The 23271-nt window shown below is 46.1% G+C and carries 20 protein-coding genes and 1 other annotated feature; of the genes, 16 read left to right on the forward strand and 4 right to left on the reverse strand.

Annotation, left to right across the window (positions count from 1 at the left end; translation table 11 throughout):
* Positions 1-37: 37 nt before the first annotated feature.
* From ganP to ganB, 4 genes are all read left to right on the forward strand, one after another.
* On the forward strand, positions 38-1294 hold the full coding sequence (gene ganP, locus NZD81_RS14965; protein WP_014665438.1) for a galactooligosaccharide ABC transporter permease GanP: 1257 nt from the start codon (positions 38-40) through the stop codon (positions 1292-1294).
* Positions 1295-1297: 3 nt separating this feature from the next.
* Entirely contained in the window at positions 1298-2149 is an 852-nt protein-coding gene (gene ganQ / locus NZD81_RS14970) for a galactooligosaccharide ABC transporter permease GanQ (RefSeq protein WP_014665437.1), read from the forward strand.
* Between the two features lie 18 nt (positions 2150-2167).
* Entirely contained in the window at positions 2168-4231 is a 2064-nt protein-coding gene (gene ganA, locus NZD81_RS14975; protein WP_282373567.1) for a beta-galactosidase GanA, read from the forward strand.
* A gap of 79 nt (positions 4232-4310) precedes the next feature.
* On the forward strand, positions 4311-5600 hold the full coding sequence (gene ganB / locus NZD81_RS14980) for an arabinogalactan endo-beta-1,4-galactanase (RefSeq protein ID WP_014665435.1): 1290 nt from the start codon (positions 4311-4313) through the stop codon (positions 5598-5600).
* A gap of 53 nt (positions 5601-5653) precedes the next feature.
* Here the strand turns inward: ganB and rsbP are convergent, their stop codons facing one another.
* Both rsbP and rsbQ read right to left on the reverse strand, forming a co-directional pair.
* Complete coding sequence (gene rsbP, locus NZD81_RS14985; RefSeq protein ID WP_014665434.1) at positions 5654-6865, reverse strand: phosphoserine phosphatase RsbP; 1212 nt, start codon at positions 6863-6865, stop codon at positions 5654-5656.
* A gap of 34 nt (positions 6866-6899) precedes the next feature.
* A complete protein-coding gene (rsbQ, locus tag NZD81_RS14990; RefSeq protein ID WP_014665433.1) occupies positions 6900-7709 on the reverse strand; it encodes a sigma factor SigB/phosphatase RsbP regulator RsbQ in 810 nt (269 codons plus the stop codon).
* Positions 7710-7991: 282 nt separating this feature from the next.
* Between rsbQ and NZD81_RS14995 the strand changes: the two genes are divergently transcribed.
* The 9 genes from NZD81_RS14995 (at position 7992) to NZD81_RS15035 (ending at position 17357) form a co-directional block, all read left to right on the forward strand.
* Positions 7992-8897, forward strand: a complete 906-nt coding sequence (locus tag NZD81_RS14995; RefSeq protein ID WP_082032948.1) for an ABC transporter ATP-binding protein — start codon at positions 7992-7994, stop codon at positions 8895-8897.
* Positions 8898-9635, forward strand: coding sequence for an ABC transporter permease (locus NZD81_RS15000; protein ID WP_014665431.1), 738 nt, complete (start codon positions 8898-8900; stop codon positions 9633-9635).
* 3 nt (positions 9636-9638) lie between these two features.
* The gene (gene yvfT / locus NZD81_RS15005; protein ID WP_040081774.1) at positions 9639-10754 is read left to right on the forward strand and encodes a two-component system sensor histidine kinase YvfT; all 1116 of its coding nucleotides are present in this window, start codon (positions 9639-9641) and stop codon (positions 10752-10754) included.
* Positions 10755-10770: 16 nt separating this feature from the next.
* Complete coding sequence (gene yvfU / locus NZD81_RS15010; RefSeq protein ID WP_040081775.1) at positions 10771-11373, forward strand: two-component system response regulator YvfU; 603 nt, start codon at positions 10771-10773, stop codon at positions 11371-11373.
* A gap of 191 nt (positions 11374-11564) precedes the next feature.
* Positions 11565-12281: a lactate utilization iron-sulfur protein LutA gene (lutA, locus tag NZD81_RS15015; RefSeq protein WP_136653762.1), complete on the forward strand. Its 717-nt coding sequence runs from the start codon at positions 11565-11567 to the stop codon at positions 12279-12281.
* A 26-nt stretch (positions 12282-12307) separates the two neighbouring features.
* Positions 12308-13747, forward strand: coding sequence for a lactate utilization iron-sulfur protein LutB (gene lutB / locus NZD81_RS15020; RefSeq protein WP_014665427.1), 1440 nt, complete (start codon positions 12308-12310; stop codon positions 13745-13747).
* Positions 13747-14469, forward strand: a complete 723-nt coding sequence (lutC, locus tag NZD81_RS15025; protein ID WP_069150338.1) for a lactate utilization protein LutC — start codon at positions 13747-13749, stop codon at positions 14467-14469. Before lutB ends, lutC begins: the two co-directional genes overlap by 1 nt.
* 108 nt (positions 14470-14577) lie before the next feature.
* Positions 14578-15612, forward strand: a complete 1035-nt coding sequence (locus NZD81_RS15030; protein WP_014665425.1) for a glycosyl hydrolase family 18 protein — start codon at positions 14578-14580, stop codon at positions 15610-15612.
* A gap of 97 nt (positions 15613-15709) precedes the next feature.
* Positions 15710-15945: a binding site (T-box leader), on the forward strand.
* 68 nt (positions 15946-16013) lie between these two features.
* Positions 16014-17357 (forward strand): amino acid permease, encoded by a 1344-nt coding sequence (locus NZD81_RS15035; protein WP_014665424.1) that lies wholly within the window; start codon positions 16014-16016, stop codon positions 17355-17357.
* Positions 17358-17397: 40 nt separating this feature from the next.
* Here NZD81_RS15035 and NZD81_RS15040 read toward each other — a convergent pair whose 3' ends face one another.
* Positions 17398-18315, reverse strand: coding sequence for a DMT family transporter (locus NZD81_RS15040; protein ID WP_014665423.1), 918 nt, complete (start codon positions 18313-18315; stop codon positions 17398-17400).
* Positions 18316-18414: 99 nt separating this feature from the next.
* Here NZD81_RS15040 and NZD81_RS15045 point away from each other — a divergent pair, with 99 nt between their 5' ends.
* On the forward strand, positions 18415-19293 hold the full coding sequence (locus NZD81_RS15045; protein ID WP_040081784.1) for a LysR family transcriptional regulator: 879 nt from the start codon (positions 18415-18417) through the stop codon (positions 19291-19293).
* A gap of 156 nt (positions 19294-19449) precedes the next feature.
* The gene (locus NZD81_RS15050) at positions 19450-20460 is read left to right on the forward strand and encodes an LLM class flavin-dependent oxidoreductase (RefSeq protein ID WP_282373553.1); all 1011 of its coding nucleotides are present in this window, start codon (positions 19450-19452) and stop codon (positions 20458-20460) included.
* Positions 20461-20508: 48 nt separating this feature from the next.
* Here NZD81_RS15050 and araR read toward each other — a convergent pair whose 3' ends face one another.
* Positions 20509-21597 carry an arabinose utilization transcriptional regulator AraR gene (gene araR / locus NZD81_RS15055; RefSeq protein WP_069838708.1) on the reverse strand — a complete coding sequence of 363 codons (1089 nt, stop codon included), beginning with the start codon at positions 21595-21597 and terminating at the stop codon, positions 20509-20511.
* Positions 21598-21801: 204 nt separating this feature from the next.
* On the opposite strand from araR, the gene araE reads away from it, so the two are divergent.
* Positions 21802-23196 carry an arabinose-proton symporter AraE gene (gene araE, locus NZD81_RS15060; protein WP_147772542.1) on the forward strand — a complete coding sequence of 465 codons (1395 nt, stop codon included), beginning with the start codon at positions 21802-21804 and terminating at the stop codon, positions 23194-23196.
* Positions 23197-23271: the final 75 nt, after the last annotated feature.

Below are 23271 nucleotides of genomic sequence, written 5' to 3' on the forward strand. Positions count from 1 at the left end.
AGAAAGCTAGATTTGTATTGTAAGAGAGGTGAAAACGGTGCAGCATCGTCAAATCGCTTTGTTGCTGTCTATCATCCCGGGGCTCGGGCAATTTTATAACAAGCAATGGATAAAAGGCTTTGTCTTTCTTTTCTTAGGCGCATCGTTTTTTGTGGTCTTTGGAGATCTGCTCAATATGGGGTTTTGGGGAATCTTTACACTGGGAACAGAAGTGCCGCGGGATAATTCCGTTTTCTTGCTGGCGGAAGGAATTATCGCTGTCATCGTGACCTGCTTTGGCCTTGCGGTGTATTATGTGAATCTTCGCGATGCGTTTCAAAGCGGAAAGCAGCGTGATGAAAACAAGCCATTAAGTTCCTTAAAAGAACAATACCGGCATATCATTTCTGAGGGCTATCCTTATGTCGTCAGCGGCCCATCTTTGTTTATTTTAATTTTCGCCGTGATCTTCCCCATTTTATTCAGCTTTGCATTAGCGTTCACAAACTATGATTTGTATCATTCTCCTCCTGCAAAATTAATTGATTGGGTCGGTTTTCAAACGTTCGCAAATATTTTCACAGTTGATATTTGGAGGTCGACCTTTTTTGATGTTTTGGCTTGGACGGTGGTTTGGACACTCGCTGCATCCACACTGCAAGTCAGCTTGGGGATTTTTCTCGCGATCATTGTCAACCAGAAAGACCTTCGGTTTAAACGCTTTTTCCGGACGATACTGATTTTGCCATGGGCTGTTCCCGGTTTTGTGACGATTTTAATTTTTGCGGGGCTGTTTAATGATAGCTTTGGTGCGATGAATCACGACATCTTGGCTTTCTTCGGGATAGATCCGCTTCCGTGGATGACAGATGCCAATTGGTCGAGGCTTGCGTTGATTCTCATGCAGGGCTGGCTCGGATTTCCGTACATCTTTCTCGTCTCAACAGGCGTATTGCAATCCATCCCGGACGATCTGTATGAAGCAGCTACGATTGATGGCGCTTCTGTCTTTTCAAAGCTGAGATACATTACGCTTCCAATGGTGTTCATCGCCATGGCTCCGATTATCATTACTCAGTTTACGTTTAATTTTAATAACTTTAATATTATCTATCTATTTAATGGCGGAGGTCCGGCTGTAACCGGATCGACAGCCGGCGGGACAGACATCCTCGTTTCATGGATTTATAAGTTGACAATGCAGTCCAGTCAATATTCACTTGCTGCGGCTTTAACGATTTTATTATCTGTGTTTGTCATCTCCATCGCATTATGGCAGTTCAGACAGACAAAGTCTTTTAAAGAGGAGGCATGAGTCATGCTGGCAGATATGAAGGTCAGAAAATATTTCCGTCTCCTTTTCTCTTACTTGTTGTTAGCCTTTATGGCGGTCATCATTGTTTATCCTCTCCTTTGGACGGCAGGCGCAAGCTTTAACCCCGGCAACAGCTTAATCAGTACATCCATCATTCCGAAGCATCCGACATTCGATCATTACAAGGAATTATTTGCGGGCAAGGAAAGCCTTCAATATGTGCAGTGGTATGTCAACTCAATGAAGATCAGCCTGTTTACAATGGCAGGGTCTTTGCTCTGTGTGACGTTTACGGCCTATGCGTTTTCGCGCTTTCGGTTCAAAGGGAGGAAATACGCTTTAACCCTCTTTTTATTGCTGCAAATGATTCCTCAGTTTTCGGCTTTAATCGCTTTGTTTGTATTGGCGCAAATCTTGGGCATGATCAATAGCCACTGGCTGTTAATCTTGCTTTATATCGGCGGCCTGATCCCGATGAATACGTATTTGATGAAAGGGTACATGGATTCGATTCCGATGGATTTAGACGAAAGCGCCAAGATTGACGGGGCCAGCAGCACCCGAATCTTCTTCCAAATCATTCTGCCATTATCAAAACCGATGGCGGCAGTGGTGGCCATGAACAGCTTTACAGGACCGCTCGGAGATTTTGTGCTGTCATCAACGATATTGAGAACGCCTGAATCATATACATTGCCCGTCGGCCTATTCAATTTAGTGAATGATGTTATGGGGGCCAGCTATACGACATTTGCGGCCGGAGCCTTGCTTATCAGCATTCCGGTTGCCGTCATCTTTATCATACTGCAAAAGAATTTTGTGTCCGGATTAACCGCAGGCGGAACGAAAGGCTAAGAGAATAAGGAGGAGAATGTGATGTCAAAGCTTGAAAAAACGCACGTAACCGAAGCGAATTTTATGCTTCATGGGGGAGACTATAACCCCGATCAGTGGCTGGATCGGCCTGATATTTTAGCTGACGATATCAAACTGATGAAGCTTTCTCATACGAATACGTTTTCTGTCGGCATTTTTGCATGGAGCGCACTTGAGCCGGAGGAGGGCGTATATCAATTTGACTGGCTGGATGATATTTTTGAGCGGATTCACAGTATAGGCGGCCGGGTCATATTAGCAACGCCGAGCGGAGCCCGTCCGGCCTGGCTATCACAAGCCTATCCGGAAGTTTTGCGCGTCAATGCCTCCCGCGTCAAACAGCTGCACGGCGGAAGGCACAACCACTGTCTCACATCTAAAGTCTACCGAGATAAAACACGGCATATCAACCGCCTATTAGCAGAACGATACGGCAATCACCCGGCGCTGTTAATGTGGCATATTTCAAACGAATACGGGGGAGATTGCCACTGTGATCTATGCCAGCATGCTTTCAGGGAGTGGCTGAAAGCAAAATACGACAACAGCCTCAAAACATTGAACCGTGCGTGGTGGACTCCTTTTTGGAGCCATACATTCAATGACTGGTCACAAATTGAAAGCCCTTCGCCGATCGGTGAAAACGGCTTGCACGGCTTGAACTTAGACTGGCGCCGGTTCGTCACCGATCAAACGATTTCGTTTTATGAAAATGAAATCGTTCCGCTGAAAGAACTGACGCCTGATGTCCCTATCACAACGAACTTTATGGCTGACACACCGGATTTAATTCCGTATCAGGGTCTCGACTACAGCAAATTTGCGAAACATGTCGATGCCATCAGCTGGGACGCTTATCCTGTCTGGCACAATGACTGGGAAAGCACAGCTGATTTGGCGATGAAGGTCGGCTTTATCAATGACCTGTACCGAAGCTTGAAGCAGCAGCCTTTCTTATTAATGGAGTGTACGCCAAGCGCGGTCAATTGGCATAACGTCAATAAGGCGAAGCGCCCGGGCATGAATCTGCTGTCATCTATGCAAATGATAGCCCACGGCTCGGACAGCGTTCTCTACTTCCAATACCGCAAATCACGCGGGTCATCAGAAAAATTGCATGGGGCGGTTGTGGATCATGACAACAGCCCGAAGAACCGCGTCTTTCAAGAAGTGGCCAAGGTCGGCGAGACATTGGAACGGCTGTCCGAGGTTGTCGGAACGAAGAGGCCGGCACAAACCGCTATTTTATATGACTGGGAAAATCATTGGGCGCTCGAGGATGCTCAGGGGTTTGCGAAGGCGACAAAACGTTATCCGCAAACGCTTCAGCAGCATTACCGCACATTCTGGGAACACGATATCCCTGTCGATGTCATCACGAAAGAACAAGACTTTTCACCATATAAACTGCTCATCGTCCCGATGCTTTATTTAATCAGCGAGGACACCATTTCCCGTTTAAAAGCGTTTACAGCTGATGGCGGCACTTTAGTCATGACGTATATCAGCGGAATTGTGAATGAGCATGACTTAACATACACAGGCGGATGGCATCCGGATCTTCAAGCAATTTTCGGAATTGAGCCTCTTGAAACTGACACGCTGTATCCGAAGGATCGAAATGCTGTCAGCTACCGCGGCAAAACATACGAAATGAAGGATTATGCAACCGTGATTGATGTAAAGACTGCTTCAACAGAAGCGGTGTATCAAGAGGATTTTTACGCCCGTACGCCAGCTGTCACAAGCCATCGATATCAGCAGGGCAAGGCGTATTTTATCGGCGCGCGTTTGGAGGATCAATTTCACCGTGATTTCTATGAGGGTCTGATCACAGACCTGTCTCTTTCACCTGTTTTTCCGGTTCGGCACGGAAAAGGCGTCTCCGTACAAGCGAGGCAGGATCAGGACAATGATTATATTTTTGTCATGAATTTTACGGAAGAAAAACAGCTGATCACGTTTGAGCAGAGTGTGAAGGACATGATGACAGGAGACATATTGTCAGGCGACCTGACGATGGAAAAGTATGAAGTAAGAATCGTCGTAAACACACATTAGGCTGATGCTCCGCTCGATATGGGCGGATTCTTTTTTCTGCATTTTAGAAAACGCTTACTAAATCGTGAGGGGTGGAATCATGAGGAATGGAGTGAAAATGTGCTTAGCGGCTGCCATCGTGTGGAGTGCATTCAGTTCACCGGGATCTGCCGCTGCCGTTGAGAAGGAGAAGCATATGCCAGAGCTTCGGGCAGAGGATCTTTTTGTTAAAAAAGTAGAGGGAATGAACAAAGACTTTATTAAAGGGGCAGATGTGTCCAGCGTTATTGCTTTGGAAAACAGCGGTGTCACCTTTTACAATACAAGCGGAAAACGCCAGGACATCTTTACAACTTTAAAACAGGCTGGGGTCAACTATGTTCGCGTCCGCATCTGGAATAACCCGTATGATTCAAATGGCAATGGGTATGGCGGGGGAAACAATGATATTCAAAAAGCCATCGAAATCGGAAAAAGAGCGACAGCGAACGGAATGAAGGTGCTTGCCGACTTTCATTATTCTGATTTTTGGGCAGATCCCGCGAAACAAAAGGTGCCCAAAGCTTGGGCGAATCTCAGCTTTGAAGCAAAAAAAGCCAAGCTCTATGAGTATACGAAACAAAGTCTGCAAAAGATGACCAAGGAAGGCGTTGACATCGGCATGGTTCAGGTCGGAAATGAAACAACAGGAGGATTTGCCGGCGAAACCGATTGGACGAAGATGTGCCAATTATTTCATGAAGGAAGCCGAGCGGTCAGGGAGACAAATCCAGGCATTTTGGTCGCCCTGCATTTTACCAATCCTGAAACGGCTGGAAGGTATTCATTTATTGCAGAAACACTCAGCAAAAACAAAGTAGATTATGATGTGTTCGCGAGCTCCTATTATCCTTTCTGGCATGGCACATTACAAAATTTGACCTCCGTGCTGAAGGCTGTTGCCGATACGTACGGCAAAAAAGTCATGGTGGCGGAGACGTCGTACACCTATACCGCTGAGGATGGCGATGGGCATGGAAATACAGCGCCAAAAAGCGGGCAGACGCTGCCATATCCCATTTCTGTTCAAGGCCAGGCAACTGCAGTAAGAGATGTAATGGCGGCAGTGGCGAATACGGGCAAAGCAGGACTTGGCGTTTTCTATTGGGAGCCGGCGTGGATTCCAGTCGGGCCGAAGACGCAGATAGAGAAAAACAAAGTGTTATGGGAAACATACGGGTCAGGGTGGGCCTCAAGCTATGCCGCAGAATACGATCCTGAGGACGCCGGGAAGTGGTATGGGGGAAGTGCTGTAGATAATCAAGCTTTGTTTGATTTTAATGGTCATCCGCTGCCTTCCTTGCAAGTGTTTCAATATGCGGAATCAGGCCATATTCCAAAGAAACGCTGAAACAAAAAAATCCATGAGATGTAACAAATCATTGTTATGTCTCATGGATCATTTTATTTTACATCCACTAATATAAAACATTCATCATCACTCTTATGATGAGCTTCCTTTTGATGCTGGAGCGATGTAAGGATTTTCTCCTTCAGGTCAGTGATCGGCGAATCAGGATGCTCTTTTAGTAAATCAAATAAATAGCATGAAGCCGTAGGATCCATCACGCCATCCGTATATAGAAGCAGTCTCCCGCCATCCGTATATGAAAGGCTGCTTGACTGAAACACTAAGTCTTCAAACATCCCGATCGGAGGCGAGGTCGCGTGAAGCAGATGTTGAGTTCCGCTATCGTCCTGCCATAGTGCCGGCGGATGCCCTGCGTTGACATAATCAATGCTTTGCCTTGCTATATCAATCTCAAGATAAATAGCAGTGCAATAATGTCTTGCTTCCTCATCATTTTGAAACAAGCTGTGAAGGTGCCGGTCTAATTCTTTCATGACATTAACGGGACTGAGACCTTGCGTGATCTGGCGCTGAAACAAAGGATGAAGTGACATCGTAATCAATGCCGATGAAATCCCGTGCCCCATCACATCAAGGATAATAATGCCGTAACGGTGTTCATCGATTTGATAGAATCCGTAAAGATCCCCTGACAAATCACTCGATGCATTGTAATAAGAGTCAATCTGCACCTGATCGTTTACAATCGGTTCAGTCAACGAGTTTTTCTGGATCTTTCTGGCGAGTTCAAGCTCTCTTTTGGTGTTTAATTTAAATTGTTGATTTTGTTTATTGATCTCAAGAAGTTCTTCTTGTTTTGCTTTCAGCGTTTCCAAGGCAATCTCTAACTCCGCATTGGCTTTCTGTTTGGCAAGCAACGCTTCTTGAGCTTCATTTCTGGCTATCAGCAGCTCATTTTCATATTCATTTCGCTTTCGCATTGGAATAAGAACACAATCAAAGACAGAGGCCCCGCTACTGTGTCTCGCAATAGCATTGATAAGGACGGGGACTTCTTCTCCATCTCTTGCTTTCAGGGAAATGTATAATTCTTCGATGTGATGCTCCAATTTCAAAAGCGGAAAAAAATAAAGCTGGCAGAAAAGCTGTGCGGGAATGGTCAACATCGTATTCATATGCTGGCCGATAACCTGCTCCGGTTCATAATCCAGAATATTGATAAGGGTACGGTTGGCAGCTATGATCGACCCCTCTTCTGACAAAGTGAGGAAACCGCATGGTGCATCATTCAATTGTTTGTCCATTAAGAGGGTCACCTCTATCCTTTTTGTTCCGCTATCACACGTGAGCTTTTAAATAATCACCGATCAGCTGTATCGTCTCATCTGGATGGCTCATATGAGGGCAATGTCCGCGGGCCACCATTTGTTTCAGACTGCTATAAGGCAGATGCTTATGCATATAATCACCTACTGTTGCAGGTGCGATGATATCATCTGCACATTGGAGAATAAGAGATGGAACCGTTACCTTCGAAAGATCTTCCCGGTGATCAGAAAAAAACGCCGCTTTTGCGAATTGGCGGGCAATGACAGGGTCAGTAGAACAAAAACGGCTTTCCAGCTCTTCTTTAATTTCAGGCCGATCTGGCTGATTCAGAACGGTTGCCGCAAATACAGTTGCCCAACCGATATAGTTTTTCTCCATCATCTCCAGCAAACCAAGGAGCTGCTCCTCTTCAAATCCTCCATAATACTCAGGCGGATCATTCAAATAGCAAGGAGAAGGCCCTACCATCACCAGTTGGGAAAAAAGCTCCGGGCGGCGGATGGATGCAAGCATCCCTATCACGGCTCCGACGGAGTGCCCCACAAACACGGTTTCCTCCAGATCTAAAGCGTCACAAACATCAAGGACATCTTGGGCATAGCCGTCAAGTGTCTGGTAGCGATTCAGGTCATATGCGCGCAAATCTGAATGTCCCGAACCGACGTAATCAAATAAAATGACCCGGTGCTCTTCTTCAAAGGCCGGTGCTACGGCATTCCACACGCTTTGATCGCATCCAAAACCGGGTGCGAACATGATAGATGCTTTGCCGCTGCCTTTCACCTTCACATGATTTCTAGACAAAATCGCTTCGTTCATGATTGGCTCCTTTCAGCCGGAAAGTAATATAAAGTTCAATGTGTCTATCATAACACTCGCATGCTTTGAAAAGTGTATCTTTCTATGAAAGTCATAGCAGTTTAAAAGAAAGAGGACATGGGTGATAGAAAAGGTGGATGAATTGGAAGATGCAGGAGGATTGCCTAGATACTAACGGTGAGAAAGAAAATGACATTTGTCACTCCATCATCATGACACCCCATACTAACAACAGCTGCTCCGGCATTTTACAATCAATGTAAGCTATCAGGAGGTGCTCATGTGATGAATGAGGCAATATCAGTAAGCAACGTGACAAAACAGTTCCAGCAAAAAACCGCTGTAAACCACATCAGCTTCAGTATTGAAAAAGGAGAAATTGCAGCCATTCTCGGGCCAAATGGGGCAGGGAAGACGACCGTCATCTCTATGATATTAGGATTGCTGAAACCGAGTGAGGGAGAAATCAAACTATTTAACCGGGTTCCCGATGATCAACAGGTTCGTGAAAAAATAGGTGTAATGCTTCAGGAAGTAAGTGTCATGCCGGGCCTTAAGGTGGATGAAATCCTTGAACTCTTCCGGAGCTATTATCCGAATCCATTGTCCATGAAAGAACTCGTTTCGTTAACAGCACTCACCAAAGAAGATTTGAAAACAAGAGCAGAAAAATTATCCGGCGGACAAAAACGCCGTTTAAGCTTTGCTTTGGCTCTTGCCGGGAATCCGGAGCTGCTTATATTTGATGAACCGACAGTCGGCATGGACACTTCATCAAGACATCGATTCTGGCAGACCATTCACGGACTGTCGGACCAAGGAAAAACGATTATTTTTTCAACGCATTATTTACAGGAAGCAGACGATGCCGCACAGCGAATCTTATTTTTTGCTGATGGACGGCTTGTGGCAGATGACTCACCGATGCAAATCCGCTCAAGAATTCAAAAACAGTCTGTTTCCTTTGCGCTCCATTCAGATGAATCGTTGGAAAAGCTGTCTCGGCACCCGGAAGTAGAGCGAGTGTTCCGCAGGCATCAAAGAATCATCATCCAAACATCAAATACAGACAAAGTGTTGGCGTTGATCTTTCAAGAAAACATCCCAGCACGGGATATTCGAATTGAACACGGGACGCTCGATGAGGCATTTCGCCGGCTGGCTGACGGAAACAGGGAGGCGATGTGAGTGAACATGCTGCAGAAGCAAAGCATAGCTGAAATGAAAAGGGTGCTTAGGAACAAGTATTTTGTGCTTTGGTCGCTGATCATGCCAATAGTCTTTTATTATCTCTTTACCAATGTAGTGAATACCAACGTTCCCGACCAACGTGCATGGGACGCCCATTACTTAATGTCAATGACAGTCTTCAGCGTGATGGGTTCCTCTATCATGACACTGGGCATCCGTATGGTTCAAGAACGGTCACAAGGCTGGACTGCCTTTATCCGCCTTACGCCTCTTCCAGATCATATCTATTTATTAGCTCAGATGATCGGACAAAGTGTCATTCACGTTTTATCGATTACCGTCATTTTTCTGTTCGGCGCAATGATCAATGACATTGCCTTGTCACCGTTTGAATGGATGATGAGCGGACTGTGGATTTTGTTTGGCGCATTGCCTTTTTTAGCATTAGGCACACTAATCGGCCTCATGAGAAAAGTAGAAACAGCGGCCGGAATCAGTAATGTGCTTTATATGCTGCTGGCTTTAGGCGGGGGGATGTGGATGCCGTTTGAGGTCATGCCTGACATGATGCAGAACATTGGCCAGTGGCTTCCGTCTTATCATTTCGGGAGCGGCGCGTGGGAACTAGTGCGGGGCGGGAGTCCGGATTGGAAAAATATCCTGATATTAATCGCTTATATGATGTTCTTCATGCTACTATCTAAATATATTAGAAGAAAACAAGAAGCGGTGTAATACATGAAAAAGGCAATATCAATTTTCCCGAAGCAATTCGGGTTTTTCCCTTATATCTTTCTGGTGTACACCATTATGCCGTTCCTCTCTTTATTGAAAGAATCAGGCATCAAACAGGTCATTGGATATGGCATCCTGCTTCTATTTATCGCGGCATATCGCCAGTTATTCTGCTGCGTGGGCAGAGCTTCGTTTACATATTGGCTTATCGTTCAAATGGCGGTTATTTTGATATATAGTGTGTTTTACAATATCACCTATATATACTTAGGTTTTTTCCCGGCAAACTTTGTTGGTTATTACAAAGAGAAAACGAATTTTAACCGTGCGTTCTGCGCTTTAATCTTTATCCTGCTTTTTCCATGCCTATACCAATTTATCGTGAATTCAGTCACGCTTCGGGAGCTTTTTTCTGTTCTCCCGTTTCTCGTCATCATGCTCATTTCTCCATTCGGCATTCGTTCTATGTTTCGGAGAATTGAGCTTGAAGCTAAGCTGGCACAAGCCAACGAACAGATAAAAGAACTCTCTAAAAGAGAGGAGCGTGTTCGAATCGCCCGTGATCTTCACGATACTCTTGGCCATACCTTGTCGCTGCTTACATTAAAAAGCCAGCTCATTCAGCGGCTGGCTGCATCTGATGCAGAACGGACCAAGCATGAGGCAAAAGAAATGGAAACCAGCTCGCGAGCCGCACTCAAGCAAGTCCGAGAGCTGGTTTCTGATATGAGGACGGTCACGATAACAGAGGAGCTCGTAAACATTCAGCACATTTTAAGGGTGGGGAACATTACCTTTCAATACGAAGGAGCCGACGACTTTTCAGCGATATCTCCCGTCACTCAAAATATTATCAGTATGTGTATGCGGGAAGCCGTGACTAACATCATCAAGCACAGCAAAGCAACTCACTGCGCCATCACCATTTCTCAGTTTGCTGGCAAAATGAGGATCGTGATACGGGATGACGGAAAGGGAGCAGCGAAGGGGAAAACCTTTGGGAATGGCCTGCGGGGAATGGAAGAACGGCTCATGCTCATTGAAGGGGGATTAACAGTTTCAGATCATAACGGAACGGTTGTGACTCTGACGATTCCGCTGATTAAAAAAGCAGAATGATTGGAGGACGAAAAGAATGATTCGTCTGTTTATTGCTGAGGACCAGCGAATGCTTTTAGGCGCTTTGGGATCTTTGCTTGATTTAGAAGAGGATATGACAGTCATCGGACAAGCATTAAACGGGGAAGAGGCGCTACATGCTATTTTGAAGCTGGAGCCGGATGTATGCATCATGGACATTGAAATGCCGGTTCGAAGCGGACTGGATGTGGCAGAGGAATTAATGAAAAAAGGCTGCGTCAGCAAGGTCATTATTTTAACTACCTTTGCCCGCCCCGGATATTTTGAACGTGCGGTAAAAGCCGGTGCACATGGCTATCTGCTGAAAGACGGAGAAATTGACGATCTGGCCGATGCCATTCGAAAATGTGTAGAGGGAAAACGTGTCTTCAGCCCCGAGCTGACGTTTAATATGATGCGAGACGAAAATCCCCTAACCGTTAGAGAACAAGAAATTCTGAGGCTTGCGGCTTTAGGCAAGACAACAAAAGACATTACGCTGGAGCTCTATTTATCTCAAGGCACAGTCCGAAACTATATCTCAGAAATCATCCAAAAGCTTCATGCGAAAAACCGGACAGAAGCCGCCAGCATTGCTGAGGAAAAGGGCTGGATTTAACCACCGTATACTTTTCACCATTTATGCACTCCTGGGAGATCAGGAGTGTTTTTGATATGCCCGCTAATGAAAATATCCCCAGAAAACCCTTCCCTTCCATTATCAGAATAGTGTACGATATTCATATAGTTATTTTAACTCAGGTCATCAGATGACCTGATCATATATTGGGGATGAGAGAGGGGTTCATCATGAAAGTCTCACTTTTTGTCACTTGTCTTGTTGATATGTTTCAAACAAATGTCGGAAAAGCAACGGTTGAGCTGCTGGAGCGGCTTGGGTGCGAGGTTGATTTTCCGGAGGGGCAGATTTGCTGCGGGCAGCCGGCTTACAACAGCGGCTATGTACATGACGCCAAAAAAGCAATGAAACGGATGATCGAAACGTTTCAGGATTCCGAATATGTTGTCAGTCCTTCCGGTTCCTGCACAACGATGTTCCGGGAATACCCGCACTTGTTTGCGGATGATCCGAAATGGGCCGATAAAGCGCAAAAGCTGGCGGATAAAACGTATGAACTGACAGATTTTATCGTGAACGTCCTTGGGGTAGAGGATGTCGGCGCGACCCTTCATACGAGAGCGACCTTACATACGTCGTGCCATATGACAAGGCTGCTCGGGGTTCGGGAGGAGCCGATGAAGCTGTTGAGCCATGTAAAGGGACTGCAGTTTACAGAGCTTCCGGGCAAACATAACTGCTGCGGATTCGGAGGAACGTTCTCCGTCAAAATGGCGCAGATTTCAGAGCAGATGGTCGATGAAAAAGTCGAATGTGTGGAGGAAACGGGAGCAGAGGTGCTGATCGGCGCTGACTGCGGCTGTTTGATGAATATCGGGGGACGGCTTGACCGAAAAGATAAGAATGTCAAAGTGATGCACATCGCCGAAGTGCTCAACAGCAGATAAAACTGGATTCAGAGGGGGAAAGGATCATGGCGATGAAAATCGGTACTGACGCTTTTAAAGAGCGGGTATCACAGGGGATTGATAATGAATTTATGAGAGGCGCTGTTTCAGGTGCACAGGAGCGTCTGCGGACGCGGCGCCTAGAGGCGGCAGAAGAACTGGGAAACTGGGAGGAGTGGCGTTCTTTATCAGAGGAAATCAGGCAGCATGTCCTTGAAAACCTTGATTTCTATCTCGGACAGCTTGCCGAAAATGTGGCGAAAAGAGGCGGACATGTCTATTTCGCGGAAACAGCGGAAGAGGCGTCTTCTTATATTCGCGACGTCATTCAAAAGAAGAACGGGAAGAAAATCGTAAAATCAAAATCAATGGTTACAGAGGAAATCAATCTGAATGAGGTGCTGGAGAAGGAAGGCTGTGAAGTCGTCGAAACCGACCTCGGCGAGTATATTTTGCAGATTGATGATCACGATCCACCGTCACATATCGTCGCGCCCGCCCTTCATAAAAATAAAGAGCAGATACGCGATGTGTTTAAAGAAAGGCTGGACTATCAACATACAGAAAAACCGGAAGAGCTTGTCATGCATGCGCGTGCCATTCTCCGGAAAAAGTTTCTGGAAGCGGATATCGGCATTACCGGCTGTAACTTCGCCATTGCGGACACGGGTTCTGTCAGCCTTGTGACCAATGAAGGAAATGGACGGCTTGTGAGCACCTTGCCGAAAACACAAATTACCGTCATGGGAATGGAACGGATTGTCCCGTCATTTTCTGAATTTGAAGTGCTTGTCAGCATGCTGACAAGAAGTGCTGTCGGACAGCGGCTGACAAGTTATATTACAGCATTAACGGGTCCGAAGCTGGAAGGTGAAGTGGATGGTCCGGAAGAATTCCATCTTGTCATCGTTGACAATGGACGATCCAACATCCTAGGAACAGAATTCCAGTCTGTGCTGCAATGTATCCGCTGTGCCGCCTGTATCAATGTCTGCCCTGTGTACCGCCATGTCGGCGGACACTCATACGGCTCAATCTACTCGGGGCCGATCGGAGCGGTTTTATCGCCATTGCTCGGCGGTTATGACGATTATAAGGAGCTGCCGTACGCTTCTTCACTGTGCGCTGCTTGTACAGAAGCCTGCCCGGTCAAAATTCCGCTGCACGAGCTCCTTCTCAAGCATCGCCAAAACATCGTCGAAAAAGAAGGCAGAGCGCCGATCAGTGAAAAGCTTGCGATGAAAGCGTTCGGACTTGGCGCATCCTCCTTGTCACTATACAAAATGGGCTCAAAATGGGCGCCGGCCGCCATGACACCTTTTACAGAGGACGAAAAAATTTCGAAGGGTCCCGGCCCGCTCAAAAGCTGGACACAGATCCGCGACTTCCCGGCACCGCATAAATCGAGATTCAGAGACTGGTTTGCAGACAGAGAAACAAGTGAACGCACGAAGGAGGAGCAGTGATGACGAAGGGAACCATTCAGAATCAAGAGAGCTTTTTAAACCGAATCGCATCTAGCCTTGGCCGTGAAAGAAGAACAGGAGGCGTGGCAGTTCCTGAGTGGGCGCATCAGCCGCAATATAAAACACTTGAGGGATATTCAGCGGATGACTTAGTCACAGTGCTCAAAAACCATTGTGTCAAAATCCATACAGAGCTGATTGAAACGGATTCAACCGGCCTTTATGATGCCCTGCGCGAGCAAGTCAGCCGCTTCTCCGGAGGCCCTGTCATCATTCCGAAGGACACCCGCTTTGAAGCATACGGACTGAAAAGCCTGCTCACCAAGGATTGGCCGAGCGAGGGAACGCCAGTCTGGGAGTGGGATGCTGACAAAGGCCAGGAAAATATCAAAAAAGCGGAGCAAGCCAATGTAGGGATTACATTCAGCGAAATTACATTGGCTGAGTCGGGGACGGTTGTCCTCTTCTCCTCAAAAGACATCGGCCGATCTGTCAGCCTTCTGCCGACGACTTATATTGCGATCGTGCCGAAATCAAGCATTGTGCCAAGAATGACACAAGCCAGTGATATTATCCGCCAAAACATTGCAGACGGTGTCACTGTTCCTTCATGTATCAACTACATTACCGGACCGAGCAACTCAGCCGACATTGAAATGGATTTAGTTGTAGGAGTGCACGGGCCAGTAAAGGCAGCCTATATTCTCGTCTCTGACCGCTAAACTCAGAAAGCCCGGCAGGCATATGCCGGGCTTTTTGCTTGAAAAAAACTTCAACTTCCAATTTTTTGGCCGATGAGAAGAGTATGACTTGATACAGGAGGAAATGTGATGAAAAAATGGCTGATCATAGCGGTTTCACTGGCGATTGCGATTGTTCTGTTTATGTATACAAAAGGAGAAGCGAAGGCAGCCGGTATGACATTAGGCTACACGACTGGGGATACGGCTTCATACAATTCTCTTACGAAATATCATACATACATGAATGCCATCGCAACCGATACATTTGCGTTTGAAAAAAACGGACAAATCATTGGCGATGCCCCGAGCAAGCAGCTGACATATGCGAATAAGAAAAAAATCAAGACATGGGCTGTCATTTCAAACTATAATGATGCCATTTATGACTTTGATGGAGATTTGGCAAGTCGGGTCATGAGTAATAAAACAGCGAAAAAACGATTCACTGATCAGCTCATATCTTTGGCGAAAAAGCACTCATACTACGGTATCAATATCGATTTTGAAGCAGTGAATCCAGAAGACCGATCTAAATACTCACGTTTTATTCAAGATGTCTCACAGGCTTTGAAAAAGAAACATATTCAAACAATGGTATCCGTTCCGGCCAAAAGCGCTGATGATAAAAATGATGACTGGAGCTGGCCGTATGATTATGCGAAAATCGGCAAATATGCCAACTTCGTACAAGTCATGACCTACGACGAACACGGCATTTGGGGTGAGCCAGGATCAGTGGCAAGCACAAACTGGATCAAAAGCTCTCTGCAGTTTTCAGTCAAAAAGATCAAAGCCAATAAAGTCATCATGGGCATCCCTGCATACGGCTATGACTGGGATGTAAAAGACGGAAGCGGAAGCTCTGTGAGGGAATGGAATGAACTCAAATCCCTCATCCAAAAGCAAAAAGCAAAGCCGGCATTCAACAAAAAAGCAGGTTCAATGACGTTTTCTTATGTTGACAAAAAGAAGCATAAACATGTCGTGTGGTATGAAAACGAAAAAACCGTTCAAACGAAAAGCCATTTGGCAAAGCAATATAAAATAGCAGGTGTTTCAGTCTACGCATTAGGAAATGAGTCAGAATCCTTTTGGAAAGCCATTCAAAAAGGGACAAAATAACAGTTTCTTTTTTCTCTGAAGTTATTGACAGGGAAAAGAGAAGCACGTATATTATGTTAATATATTCAGATCATAAAATTTGAGTTTTTCAGAAAACTAAAACGCATAGATTGGGAGCAGTAAAAGAAAGTAATCAGAACAGAGAGCTGCGGGGTGGTGCGACGCAGCCTGATTCTTCTTTGAACTCGCCCGGGAGTGGTAAGACAGAACGGAATAGATTGAATATTCCCTATGTTTTAACGGCTAACCTTCGTTACAGGTCAAAAGCAGGATTCTTCATGAAGAATCAACAAGAGTGGTACCGCGGTCAGCCGAAGGCTCGTCGTCTCTTTATCTATTAGATTAGATAAGGAACGGCGGGCTTTTTTGTTTTTGAAAACGAGAAGGAGAGGTAGCAGAGGATGAAAAACGACAATCAAACGTTAAAACGCACGATGACGTCCCGCCATATTATGATGATGGCGCTGGGCGGAGCAATCGGCGCAGGTTTATTTAAGGGGAGCAGCTCAGCGATCGATGTGGCAGGGCCATCTGTCATTATCGCATACCTGCTTGGCGGGATTATTTTGCTGTTTATTATGCAGGGGCTCGCGGAAATGGCTGTTCGAAACCGCAACGCCAGAACTTTCAGGGACCTTGTCCAGCAGGTGTTAGGGAATTACGCCGCTTATTTCTTAGACTGGATCTACTGGAAAATGTGGGTGCTCAACATTGCGGCTGAAGCTGTTGTAGCTGCGATATTCATTCAATACTGGCTCCCGGGCTGCCCGATCTGGGTGCTGGCATTGGGGATTTCTCTTATCGTCACGATCGTAAACTTGCTTTCTGTTAAAATCTTCGCCGAAACTGAATATTGGCTGGCCATGATCAAGATTACCGTTATTATTGTCTTTATTATTTTAGGGTTATTGCTTTTATTCGTATCATTCGGTGATCATACAGCTGCCGGATTTTCAAACCTGACAGAGCACGGCGGGTTTTTCCCGCACGGTGGCACAGGGCTGATTACGGCGATGCTTGTCGTCATCTACTCTTACGGCGGTACAGAAATTATCGGAGTGACACTTGCTGAAACAAAAAATCCAGAAAAGGTTGTCCCGAAAGCTGTCCGCAGCACACTGACACGGATTGTCGCGTTTTACCTGCTGCCGTTTTTCATCATCGTCAGCCTGATTCCGTGGAACCAAGTCAATTCCGTTCCGGAAAGTCCTTTCGTGATGGTCTTTAAAATGGTAGGCATTCCGGGCGCTGATCATATCATGAACGCAGTTATCCTGCTGGCGATCATTTCTTCTATGAATTCTGGTTTATACGGATCATCACGCATTTTGTATACACAGGCAAGTGACGGAAGGCTTCCGAAGGTCTTCTCCAAGCTTTCATCAAAAAACGTACCGATGTTTGCAATTCTGATGTGCACTTCTTCTCTCTATATTGGCGTGTTGATTTCTCTGTTCGCGGGAAGCCAAACATTTAATTATTTAATGGGATCATTGGGATATACCGTTTTATTCATTTGGCTGATCATCGGATTCGCTCATTTGAAATCGAGAAAACAGCAAACGGAAAAACCGGCTTATTATGTAAAATGGTTCCCATACACGACATGGTTTGCGATTGTGGCATTACTCGCCATTCTGATCGGGGTCGTCATGACAACGTCAATTGTCATTACCGGCATTACTGCGGCGATCTACCTTTTGATTACCGTTGCGTATTTGGTCAAAGGACGCAAACACCAGTAGATAAGAAACCCTCTCGCCGCATCCGGCAAGAGGGTTTTTATTATTGTGCAGCTTTCTCATTTATGCCAATCGCCGCTGCTTTCTGCGCTTTTGATTTTGTATTCACGAGACAGATGCTTGTGACAATCAGCAGCAGCCCTGCCAAGAGGCTAAGGGTGAGCGGTTCATGCAGGAAAATGGAGCTGGCCACGATCGATATGAGCGGAATCAAAAACGTATAAGATGCGACCTTGCTTGCTTCTCCTGAACCGACAAGTGTAAAAAAGATAAGCCAGCCGAGTGCGATAACGAATACAGAGATGAACAGCAGGCTCGTGATAAACGGAGCTGTCCATTGGATCGCGGAAAAGCTTTCTGTCCAAAGACCGGATATAAGCAGAAACACGCTGCCGATCGTCAGCTGCAAGGCGACCATCCAGATGGAATCGACGCGGCTGCCTGTTTTTTTCATATATACTGTTCCGAGCGCCCAGCTGATTGCGGAGCCAAGCGCCAGCAGAACCCCAATGACAGAAATATGCCCGCCAAAGCCCGCGGCACTAATGACGGCTACTCCCGCAAAACCGAGGATGAGCCCGATCACTTTCAATACAAACATGGATTCGCCGAGCCACAGCCAAGAAAATACGCCCATCAGAACAGGCTGAAAGAAGACGATTGCAGAAAACAGGCCGGCCGGAAGATAATTCAGCCCGATCGTTTGCAGGCCGTAGAATAACGTAATATTTAAAAGTGCAGAAACAAGATAAATCGGCCACGTTTCTTTTAAACGTAATTTATGAAAACGCGGCAGTGCGACAATGACTAATAAAAGCCCGCCGATCAGCGTTCGGATGCCCGCGAATAATAAGGGCGGCGAATAGGCGAGCGCGGCTTTGGACAGCGGCCAATTGACGCCCCACATGATGACGAGAAATGCGAGCAGGAGAGCTGTCCGCGTTTTTGAGAGCTGCTTCATTGTTCATTCACTCCTTGTAGAACTTTTCCATCATATGATACGGTAGAACATAAGATAAATAAAATGAATCTTTTTTATGAGGAGCATAAGTAAATTGTTATGACTATTACACAATTAAAGGTTTTCGTCAAAATAGCTGAAACGGGAAGCTTTACAAAAGCGGGTCAGGCGCTGAACATGACACAGCCGGCTGTCAGCCATGCGATTTCTGCAATCGAAGCTGAGCTTGATGTAAAGCTGATTATTCGTGACCGCCGCAATGGCCTGATGCTGACTGATACGGGAAAACAGATCTTAGTACACATCAGGGAAGTCTTAAAAGGCATTGAAAAAGTTGAGCAGGTCGCAGCTGCGGAAAAAGGGCTTGAACTGGGTACGATCCATATTGGCACATTCTCAACTGCCTCGGCTTATTTTATGCCGAAGCTGATCAGTGAATTTAAACAAAAATATCCGAAACTGGAGCTTGTGCTGCACGAGGGAACTGTAAATGAAGTCAAGGAGTGGCTTCACACGCGGATGATAGATGTCGGCATTCTTCTGTATCCAACAGAGGAGATGGAGTATATTCATTTGAAAAAAGACAAAATGGCTGTCGTGCTCAGGGATGATCACCCGCTTTGCAGCCGTTCAGCCATTACGCTGAAAGATCTCGATGATGAACCGATGATCGTCTGCGACGGCGGCTATGAATCACCTTTTCACGATATGTTCAGGCAAGCGGGCGCTACGCTGAACGCCGCTTTCACAGTCTATAACATGAACACCTCGATCAGTATGGTCAAAGAAGGACTGGGTCTCGCGATTTTATCAGAAATGTCCATGTCGCACATGCCGCTGCCGGAGCATGTGGTGACCAGAGAGTTGGACCCGCAGGTATACCGTGATGTGCAGCTAGCTGTTCCGTCGCTGAAGGAGGCTTCTCTGGCGGCTAAGCTCTTTATTGAGATGGCTAAGGAGCTGTTTAGAGCAGAATAACGTACCAAACCGTTCGTTTTATATTGTTCGAATTTCATCGAATCAAATTCTTTTATTCCTGAATGCAGTTGTGTTATGGTGTGATAGAAGTACATTCGATCATGACCTGACAGCTTTGGGCTGTTTCCTGATAACACATTTGCAAAGGAGAACAATATGTCTAACAACCAACGCAAAGATACCTTGCTTTCTGTCTTGAATTTATCTCCGGTTGTTCAGGGAGGAACGATCGCGGAATCATTCCGAAACAGCATGGACTTGGCGCGCCGTGCGGAGGAATGGGGCTATCACCGTTACTGGCTTGCTGAGCATCATAATATAGAAGGTGTGGCAAGCTCTGCCACCGCAGTTTTGATTGGCCATATTGCCGGAGGCACTAAGAAAATCCGCGTCGGTTCCGGCGGCATTATGCTCCCGAATCACTCTTCATTAATCATTGCTGAACAATTCGGCACACTCGAAACATTGTATCCCGGGCGGATTGACCTGGGGCTCGGACGTGCGCCGGGAACGGACCAATTGACAGCAAGAGCGCTCCGCAGAAACATCAACAGCGGTGAAGATTTTCCTGAACAATTAGAGGAACTGCGCAATTACTTTAAACCAAAGGGAAATGTGCGCAATCAAGTCCGCGCCATTCCCGGAGAGGGCATAGATGTGCCGATTTGGCTGCTGGGCTCAAGCGGCTTCAGCGCCCGCCTTGCAGGTGAACTTGGTCTTCCGTTTGCGTTCGCGGCCCATTTCTCGCCGGCGAATACGGTTCCTGCCTTAGAGCTGTACCGCAATTCCTTCACGCCGTCTGAAGTGCTCGACGAACCGTATGCGATGGTCGGCGTCACCATTATCGCGGCAGATACAAACGAGAAAGCGCAGCACCTTGCGACTTCACATTATCAAAGATTTCTTGATCTTGTCCGCGGTACGCCGAACCAGCTGAAACCGCCTGTTGAGGATATGGACCAAATCTGGAGCCCGTATGAAAAAGCGATGGTCAATGAGCAGCTAAGCTCCACGATTGTCGGAGGGCCGGAAGAAGTGAAGGTGAAGCTTGAAGACTTCGTCAAAACGACACAGGCTGACGAAATTATGGTCAACTCAGAAACCTATGAACACGCAGACAGAATGCGTTCGTTTGAAATCATCGCTGATGTTTGGGAAAACAGATAACAGCTATAAAAAAAGCAATGTAGCGGGGAGACCCATACATTGCTTTTTTTATTCATTCAGTTTTCGTGCGGACTGGCGAATGATCAGCTCAGGCTCAAATATAACATCCTCTTGCTTTGGCTTTTTATGCTCAAGGGAGTCAATCACATATTTCGCCGCCGCTTTACCGAGCACGGATTTCGGGTGCTTGACAGAGGTTAGTTTCACTTCGGAGATTTGGGCGAAATGTGAATCATCATACCCGACGATAGACATATCCTCCGGCACTTTTAGATCCATCTCCCGCAGCATATCGATCACCTTCAGCGCAATTTCATCGTTATAACAAAGAATGGCTGTCGGCATGTGCTTGCTGTTTTTCTCCAGTGTGGCCTTCACTTTCTCCAGAAGTTTTGATTCTTTTTCTTCCGTTGTAAATGTCACAATCATATCTGGAGAGGGAAACAAATCACGCTCCCGGTGCGCCTGTATAAATCCGTTCATCCGTTTCACACCTTGTGTGTCATCAGCTTTGAAAATACCCATCATGTGCGTGTGGCCGAGAGAAAGCAAATGCTCCGCCGCCATCATGCCGCCTTTCACATCATCCAAGGTAAAACTCGGTGCGGCAAGCTCGGCATATGACGCGTTAATCATCGCAAAAGGAATGCCGTTTTTCTCCAAGTTTAGATAGTAGCCGATGTTTGGGGTTTGCAGGGCGCTTTTTGTCGGTTCTACGATGAGTCCGTCAATATGCTGGGACAGCAGGTTTTCTAAGCCTCTTCTTTCATTGTCCGGGTTGTTGTTTGTGCTTGTCAAAAGCATAGAATATCCCTGCTCGCTTAAATAGGACTCGATTCCTCTAATAATGCTCGGGAAAATATAGTCTGATATGTAGGTTGTCAAAACACCGATCGTTTTATTGGAATGCAGCGCTGACTTCGCAGAGCGTGAAGCGACAAAGGTGCCTCCGCCTTGCACGCTGTACAGCAGACCTTGTGATACGAGGTCTCCGATCGCTTTGCGAATGGTATGCCGGCTGACGCCGAATTGCTGCATTAATTCGTTTTCGGTAGGGATTTTTTGATCGGGCAGTATTTTGCCTTGATTAATCCATGAACTAATTTCTTCTTTTACTTGCGCGTATTTTGGTAACATATCCATTCCTCCAAAATGTATACGGACAAATTTTAGTATATCATAGCGTTCTTTGTAAGAAAACATTGACAGAAAATACAAACAAGATTATTCTATATTTGTACGTACTAATTAAATGTAATTTTCGTTAAATTTTAATATAAGTACGTACAATTACAGGTTGAAATGAAAACGCTTTACTCAACATTTCGGGAGGGCAGGGAAATGAAGAATACTCCAACTCAATTAGAACCAAATGTTCCTGTAACAAGAAGCCATTCAATGGGATTTGTCATTTTAATCTCATGCGCGGCCGGGCTTGGCGGCTTATTGTATGGCTATGACACGGCGGTGATTTCTGGCGCCATCGGTTTTCTGAAAGATTTATACAGCCTGAGTCCGTTTATGGAGGGACTTGTCATTTCAAGCATTATGATTGGAGGAGTTGTGGGCGTCGGGATATCCGGATTTTTAAGTGACAGATTCGGCCGGAGAAAAATTTTAATGACAGCCGCTTTGTTATTTGCGATATCAGCAATCGTTTCAGCGCTTTCTCAAGACGTGTCCACTTTGATCATTGCAAGGATTATCGGGGGCTTGGGAATCGGGATGGGATCATCGCTTTCTGTTACGTACATTACAGAAGCGGCGCCGCCCGCCATACGCGGAAGTTTATCATCCTTATATCAGCTCTTTACGATCCTGGGTATTTCCGCAACATACTTTATTAATCTGGCTGTGCAGCGGTCCGGAACATACGAATGGGGCGTGCACACCGGCTGGAGATGGATGCTTGCTTATGGAATGGTGCCGTCCGTCATCTTTTTCCTTGTCCTGCTCGTCGTCCCGGAAAGCCCGAGATGGCTGGCGAAAGCGGGCAAAACAAACGAAGCTTTAAAGATTCTGACACGTATTAATGGAGAAACTGTTGCAAAAGAAGAATTAAAGAACATTGAGAACTCTTTAAAAATAGAACAAATGGGGTCGCTCTCCCAGCTGTTTAAGCCGGGTCTCAGAAAGGCGCTTTTCATTGGAATCCTGCTGGCGCTGTTTAACCAAGTCATCGGCATGAACGCCATTACTTACTACGGGCCGGAAATCTTTAAAATGATGGGATTCGGGCAAAACGCCGGATTCGTGACGACTTGTATCGTCGGAGTTGTAGAAGTCATCTTTACCGTTATTGCGGTGTTGCTGATTGATAAAGTCGGACGAAAAAAACTGATGTCCATCGGTTCTGCTTTTATGGCTATTTTTATGATTTTAATCGGGACGTCGTTTTATTTTGAGTTAACAAGCGGGATCATGATGATCATCCTTATATTAGGTTTTGTCGCTGCTTTCTGTGTCTCGGTTGGACCGATCACATGGATTATGATTTCTGAAATCTTCCCGAACCATCTGCGTGCGCGGGCTGCGGGCATTGCGACCATCTTTTTATGGGGAGCAAACTGGGCGATCGGACAGTTTGTGCCAATGATGATTGATTCGTTCGGGCTCGCCTATACATTCTGGATCTTCGCGGTGATTAACATCCTTTGCTTTCTGTTTGTCGTAACAATCTGCCCGGAAACGAAGAACAAATCGCTTGAAGAAATTGAAAAGCTCTGGATAAAATGAAAACGCTTTAAAAGAACAGCCCTTTCTCTGGGAAGGGCTGTTTATATTGGGATGCACCATTTGGCGATTTCTGTA

Source organism: Bacillus sp. B.PNR1 (assembly GCF_030386235.1).
GTDB classification, from domain to species: Bacteria; Bacillota; Bacilli; order Bacillales; family Bacillaceae; genus Bacillus; species Bacillus stercoris.